The organism is Microbacterium sp. Y547 (genome assembly GCF_057669785.1).
This window is the reverse complement of record NZ_JBYHFN010000007.1, coordinates 136202-142515: the sequence shown is the minus strand read 5'-3', so window position 1 is coordinate 142515 and position 6314 is coordinate 136202. Positions and strand designations below refer to the sequence as shown.

Here is a 6314-nt window from a genome sequence, read left to right as displayed (position 1 = left end):
CAGACGTCAACCAAACTCGGGGCAGTCCCCCTGGCTCTTCTCCACGTGGAGAGTTTGAGCTCGGAGGAGCAAATGCGGTTGCCGACGGCGGGCAGTTGGGCCGAGTTGGTGGTTTACGGCCCCTGTTAGAGCTGAAAGAGGCTCAGCGCGCCCCCGGGAACTCGTTCACCTTGCACAAGCAGCGGCACAAACATGGTCTGGGCACACGCAGGCTGACGATGTGCGGACAGACGGTTGCAGCAAAAGTGCACGCACGCTGACCCATAGAGAGGCACCGCGTCGATCTTCATCGAGACGCCGCAGGACACTACCTCATGCTGGCATGAATCTCACGAGTCCGAGGTGCCGTACATAAGTGCGCCCGGCACTGTTGAACAGTAATTGGCGCGCCCCCGACGACCCGCGCCGTCACGGCCGGCGCATCCCGATAGCATCCCGAAGTGACGTTGACCTTCCTCGCTGCGGTGCTGTGGCTCCTCGGCAGTGCCTATCAGGTGTTCACTCTCGGTGCGGCCTGGCGCGCATGGGACGCCGACATCGCGGCGGCCGGCGTCCGCTATCGCGAGCAGCTGGCACCCGCCGAGCAGGCGTTGCGCAAGCCGCTCGAGGGCGACACGGCAGATGCGCGCGGCGCACTGCACGACCAGCGGTTCGCGGACTACACCGCCGAGGCCGACCGACTCGCGACGGCGTTCGACCGGGCCGTGGGCCGCGGCCGCCGACAGGTGATGAACACCTTCTTCGCGTGGGTGCTGATCCTCGCCGCCTCGATCGTCGGCGTCATCGCCGTCTGGCCGGCCGCGGTCTGACGAGAGGCCTCAGGCCCGCGCTGCGTCTTCGTGCTCGGCAGTGTGCCGGCGGTACGCGTCGGCGTTTCGCCGAATGCCGTCGCGTTCCTCGGGCGTCAGCTCGCGACGCACCTTCGCGGGCACCCCCGCGACGAGCGAACCGGGCGGCACGACCATGCCCTCGAGCACGACCGCTCCCCCGGCGACGAGGGATCCGGCTCCGATGACGGCGCCCGACAGTACGACCGAGCCCATGCCGATGAGCGAGCCGTCCTCGATCGTGCAGCCGTGGACGACGGCGTTGTGGCCGACCGATACGTTCTCGCCGATCACGACGGGTGAGCCGCCGTCGACGTGCACCGAGACGTTGTCCTGCAGGTTGCTTCCGGCGCCGATCGTGATCGTGTCACCGTCTGCGCGCAGAACGGCGTTGTACCAGACGCTGGCCTCCGGCCCGAGGGTCACCGCTCCGATCACCCGCGCGCCGGCGGCGACGAACGCTGTCGGGTCGAGCCGCGGCGTCGAGCCGAGGACGGACAGGATGGAGGCACCTTCGGCAACGGTCATGGTCCGACCCTATTGCGCGCGTGCCGCGAGTGCCTCTTCGATCGCCGCCGTGTACGCGGGAGCCAGGGTGTCGGCGAAGGTCACCGTGAGGTGGTCCTGGTCGCGGTAGATGTTGGCGCCGCCCACGACCGGCCAGCACGTGTCCTCGTCGCAGAACACGTCGGTGAAGTCCAGCAGCGTGACGCCGTCGACTCCCGCGGCAGCGGCACGCAGGGGGTCGTCGGCGACGAGCAGCTCCGAGCGCGGTCCGTCGCACTCCGCCTGGTCGCGCGTGCGCAGGCACTTGTTGGGGTCGGTCTCCCACACGGGGTTGTCGACGACGGTGATGACGGGGATGCCGCGCTCCAGCACTTCGGCCCACGCCTCGCGGTACCCCGCGACGGCCGCGTCGAAGGACGACTCGTAGCCTGCGGAAGCGTAGGGGGTCGTGGCGATCGCCGCGGTGAAGACAGCGTCGATGTCGCGGTCGGCCAGAGCCGCCCGTACGCCGTCGCGCCACTCGGTGCACGCCTCGCCGAACGCGCCGGGGGTCGACAGCGGCGTCGTGCTCCACGGGCACGCGCCCTTGAACCACGTCGTCAGGTGCCATCCGTTGTCATCGGCCATGCGCTGGAAGGTCGACAGCAGCTGGTAGGCATGGCTGTCGCCCACGAGCGCGATCCGGGGAGCGTCGGCGTCGTCCGACCCGAACTCGCACGAGACGGGCCGGGCGTCGTTGAGCTGGATGAAGCACTGCGGGTCACCCGGTCGGTCGATTCCGGCGAAGCCGGGCGCAGGAAGAATCGTGTCCCCCGCGTCCGTGGCGGCGCAGGCGTCGTCGAGCACGACGGCCGCGCCGAAGCACTCCGGCGGGTTCTCGCGCAGCTCGGCGATCTCGCGCACGCCCGAGTCGTACGCGGGAGCGTTGATCGCCCAGGCACCGACGGTCGTGCCGGCGACGAGCAGCATCGCGGCCAGCGACGTCCACAGCGTCACCCGCGCGGGCCGCGAGGTGAGCACCTTCCAGGTGCGCGCGGGGTCTTCGACGAACACCTTCGTCAGCCACGCGAGCACGAAGCACAGCGCGAGCAGCGCGACGCGGTGGTAGATCGTGAGGCCCCAGAACGGCACGGACGGCGCGATGACGATGAGCGGCCAGTGCCACAGGTACAGCGAGTAGGAGATGTCGCCCACGAACTGCGCGGGGCGCAGCGCCAGGATGCGGGTCGGGTACCACCAGCGATCGGTGTTGGATGCCGCGATGATCGCCGCCGCCCCGAGGGTCGGCAGAGCCGCCATGTAGCCGGGGAACGGCGTCTGTGCGTCGAAGGTCACCGCGACGTACAGCAGCAGGAGGACGCCGCCCCATCCGAGCACGAAGCTGCCGAGGGCGTTGCGCACCCGCAGCATCGGGATGAGGGCGATGAGCGCCCCGACGCCGAATTGCCACATGCGGGCGAAGGTGACGAAGTAGGCCGGTGCCGGGTCGGTGATCGTGAAGACGACGCAGAAGACGAACGAGACGGCGGTCACGACGCCGAGGGCGACGAGCACGGCACGGCGGCGCGCTCCGCGGAAGAACTTCACGCCGACCCATGCCGCAAGAAGCATGATGAGCGGCCACATGACGTAGAACTGCTCCTCGAGCGACAGCGTCCAGTAGTGCTGAACGGTCGTCGGGTCGCCGGCGTGGTTGAGGTAGTCGGCGGAGGTGAAGGCGAGGAACCAGTTCTCGACGTAGAACGTCGAGGCGAGGATCTCCTGCACTTCGTTGGGCAGCGCGGAGGTCGGCGTCAGGTATGGCGTCGCGGCGGCGAGGGCGCAAACGAGCAGCACGAGCAGGGATGCCGGCAGCAGGCGCCGTGCCCGGCGCGCCCAGAACTGCGCGAGTCGCACCGTGCCCGTCGCGGTGAGCTCACGCATGAGGTGCCCCGTGATGAGGAAGCCCGAGATGACGAAGAAGATGTCGACGCCGACGTAGCCCCCCGAGAGCCGCGCGGGCCAGAAGTGGTAGAGCACGACGAACAGCACCGCGATCGCGCGCAGACCCTGCACGTGCGGCAGGAACCGCGACGGCTCGGCGTGCTCGGGTGACCGGTCCTGCGGTTCGCGCAGGACGACCCGGGAGGGCTTGCGGAGGTTCTGGGGACCCAGATCATGGTCGGCTGAAGGCACGCCTCGACGTTAGCCGAGTCGAGCGGGCTTGCCCGGCAGGGCGTGCGGCAGTTAGCGGAGCCTTGTCTTGCTTGCGGAATGATCACCGCGCACTAGCGTTGGATTCGTCGGAACACCTGCGCGGGCGCGCAGCATCCGACCCGTATGGAGGCGAGAGATATGACGAAGATCAACACGACCCCCGCAACCGCTGCCGACCCCACCGTCGCCGCCGCGACCGCCCAGTTCCTTACTCCCGTTGTTCTCGGGCTGCAGGGTCTTGCCGTGAACGGCAAGCAGGCGCATTGGAACGTGCGCGGCACGAACTTCATCGCGATCCACGAACTGCTCGACTCCGTCGTCGCCAACGCGCAGGCCGGCGCCGACCAGGCCGCCGAGCGCATCGTCGCCCTGGGCCTGCCCGTCGACGCGCGTGTCGCGACGATCGCCGAGAAGTCGGCCGCGACGGCCGTCCCCGCAGGGTTCACGCAGTGGGAGACGCTCATCCGCAACGTCATCACCGACATGGACCGCGTGATCGCCGACACGCAGGCGGCCGTCGATGGCCTGGACGAGATCGACCTGACGAGCCAGGACGTCGCGATCAGCATCAAGGCGACGCTCGAGAAGGACCGCTGGTTCCTCTTCGCGCACCTGGCCGAGTAGACCGCAGCTCATCACGGCGGGGTCGGAACCTTCGGGTCCCGACCCCGTCGTCGTCAGCGCTGCAGGAAAGCCAGCACGGCGAGGACGCGCCGATGATCCGAGCCGGAGTCCTCGAGCCCCAGCTTCTGGAAGATGGCGCGCACGTTCTTCTCGACGGCGCCCACCCCGATGAACAGGCGCGCCGCGATCGTGCCGTTGCTGCGGCCCTCGGCCATGAGTTCGAGCACATCGCGCTCACGCGGGGTCAGTGTCGCGACGGGGTCGGGCCGGGCGGCGATGAGCTGGCGCACGACATCCGGGTCGAGCACCGTGCCCCCGGTCCGCACACGCTCGACGGCATCCGTGAACTCCTCGAGTGAGGTGACCCGGTCCTTGAGCAGGTAGCCGACGCTGCCGTCGCCGCCCGCGAGCAGTTCGCGCGCGTAGACGCCCTCGACGTACTGGCTGAGGACGAGGATGCCGACGTGCGGCAGCGCCGCACGCAGGGCCAGGGCGGCGCGGATGCCTTCGTCGCGATAGCCGGGTGGCAGCCGCACGTCGAGGATTGCGACATCGGCGTCGGCGGCGCAGACCCGCGCCACGATGTCTTCGGCGTCGCCGAACGCGCCGGCGGTGACGTAGCCGGCTTCCTCGAAGAGGCGCACGAGCCCTTCGCGCAGCAGGACGGAGTCCTCGACGAGGATAACCCGGGTGGGGCGATCGGGCGCGGCAAGCACCTGTTCAGAATAGGCGCCGGTCACGAGGACGTGATCGGGATGTGCACGCCGACCGATGTAGGACCGCCGTCGGGGCTGTGCACGACCAGCTGACCGCGCAGGCCCGCCGCTCGCTCGCGCAGCCCTTCGAGGCCGTGTCCGGCCGTGATGCGGGCACCGCCGACACCGTTGTCGACGACCCACACGTCGAGCATCCCGAGCGTTCCGGGCGTTGCCGGCCGCACGACGGCCCGCAACGTCACGGCGGTTCCCCGCGAGTGCTTGATGGCGTTGGTGACGAGTTCGGACACCATGAAGTAGACCGTGCGTGCCACTTCGGGACTCACGACCGTGTCGATCTCGGGCGCGAGCTCGACGTGGACGGGCAGCGCCGCGGCCGAGGCGACGGCGCCGAGCGCCGCCGACAGCCCGCGATCCTGCAGCAGCGGCGGCGCGACGCCACTCGACAGCGCCCGCAGCTCATCGAGCGCCGCCTTCGCGTGCGTGCGCGCTTCCCGCGCGAGTTCGACCGCGGCGCCGGCGTCGCCGGATTCTGCACGGCGCTCGAGCGCGGCGAGGTCCATCTGCAGACGCACGAGGCGCTGCTGCGGACCGTCGTGGATGTCGCGTTCGAGGCGGCGCAGAGCGACATCCTCGGCGTGCACGGCCGCACCTCTAGCCGCCGCTTCGGCGCGGACTTCGGCGACGAGGTCGTCCGAGCGCGACCGGCCGAGCATTCCCGCCGCGATCGCATGGTGAACCATCGCGAGTCCGCGCAGCACCCACGGCAGAGTGAACGTGCACAGCACACCGGCGATGGCGTAGAGCGCGGACTCGACCGAGTCGCCGGGCCAACCCCCGAACAGCCACGGCATCGCGTCGGCGACGTTCTGGCCCCAGCGCTGGTCCTGCGGCGGCAGGAGGCTCCGCCAGAACCACTGCGTCAACCCGCCGAATCCGAGGCTGAGCCATGCGATCGTGACGGAGAACGTCACGCCGCTCACGACGGGGTTCACAATCATGCCGTGCACGAGCGCCAGCCAGTATCGTCCGTTGCGGATCGGACGGGTGAACGTCATCCAGAAACCGTTCTGGTCAGGACGATCACGGTTCCAGATCGGCTCCTCGATGACGGGCAGCCCCGTCAGTCGCAGGAGGAAGCGATCGGCCGTGCCGAATCCGCGGGCGACGATGAGCGAAAGCACGATGATCGGCAGGCCCACGACCAGGACGATCAGTCCGGCACCGACCGAGAACAGCGTCACCATCGCGGTGAGTCCTGCCATCGCGAGCCCGAAGACCACGAGGAGGTAGACGCCACTTCCGGGCACGTGCTTCCACAGCGAGCCGTAGGTCGCCCAGAACCCTCGTCGTACGGGGCGGACCTCAGAGGTCGTGGGGGTCATCGGTGTCTCCTTCGGGGCGACGTGGCGTGAAAGTGCGAAGTGCTGGCCACCACTCCAGG

6 protein-coding genes are annotated in these 6314 nt (G+C 69.3%); 2 read left to right on the top strand and 4 right to left on the bottom strand.

Annotated features, from left to right (window positions below; all coding sequences use genetic code 11):
• Positions 1 to 440 precede the first annotated feature (440 nt).
• Positions 441 to 809 carry a hypothetical protein gene (locus AC25Y0_RS12280; RefSeq protein WP_488123283.1) on the top strand — a complete coding sequence of 123 codons (369 nt, stop codon included), beginning with the start codon at positions 441 to 443 and terminating at the stop codon, positions 807 to 809.
• A 9-nt stretch (positions 810 to 818) separates the two neighbouring features.
• Here AC25Y0_RS12280 and AC25Y0_RS12275 read toward each other — a convergent pair whose 3' ends face one another.
• Together AC25Y0_RS12275 and AC25Y0_RS12270 are read right to left on the bottom strand one after the other, a co-directional pair.
• Positions 819 to 1355, bottom strand: a complete 537-nt coding sequence (locus tag AC25Y0_RS12275) for a gamma carbonic anhydrase family protein (RefSeq protein WP_488123284.1) — start codon at positions 1353 to 1355, stop codon at positions 819 to 821.
• Between the two features lie 9 nt (positions 1356 to 1364).
• Positions 1365 to 3509: an acyltransferase family protein gene (locus AC25Y0_RS12270; protein ID WP_488134727.1), complete on the bottom strand. Its 2145-nt coding sequence runs from the start codon at positions 3507 to 3509 to the stop codon at positions 1365 to 1367.
• A 159-nt stretch (positions 3510 to 3668) separates the two neighbouring features.
• Here AC25Y0_RS12270 and AC25Y0_RS12265 point away from each other — a divergent pair, with 159 nt between their 5' ends.
• Positions 3669 to 4154 carry a Dps family protein gene (locus AC25Y0_RS12265; protein ID WP_488123286.1) on the top strand — a complete coding sequence of 162 codons (486 nt, stop codon included), beginning with the start codon at positions 3669 to 3671 and terminating at the stop codon, positions 4152 to 4154.
• 53 nt (positions 4155 to 4207) lie between these two features.
• Here AC25Y0_RS12265 and AC25Y0_RS12260 read toward each other — a convergent pair whose 3' ends face one another.
• On the bottom strand, positions 4208 to 4870 hold the full coding sequence (locus AC25Y0_RS12260) for a response regulator transcription factor (protein WP_488123287.1): 663 nt from the start codon (positions 4868 to 4870) through the stop codon (positions 4208 to 4210).
• 20 nt (positions 4871 to 4890) lie between these two features.
• Positions 4891 to 6255 carry a sensor histidine kinase gene (locus AC25Y0_RS12255; protein ID WP_488134726.1) on the bottom strand — a complete coding sequence of 455 codons (1365 nt, stop codon included), beginning with the start codon at positions 6253 to 6255 and terminating at the stop codon, positions 4891 to 4893.
• Positions 6256 to 6314 lie beyond the last annotated feature (59 nt).

Coding starts and splice junctions, on each gene's coding strand:
- AC25Y0_RS12275 (WP_488123284.1), bottom strand. CDS start 1,355: ATGACCGTTGCCGAAGGTGCCTCCATCCTGTCCGTCCTCGGCTCGACG.
- AC25Y0_RS12265 (WP_488123286.1), top strand. CDS start 3,669: ATGACGAAGATCAACACGACCCCCGCAACCGCTGCCGACCCCACCGTC.
- AC25Y0_RS12255 (WP_488134726.1), bottom strand. CDS start 6,255: ATGACCCCCACGACCTCTGAGGTCCGCCCCGTACGACGAGGGTTCTGG.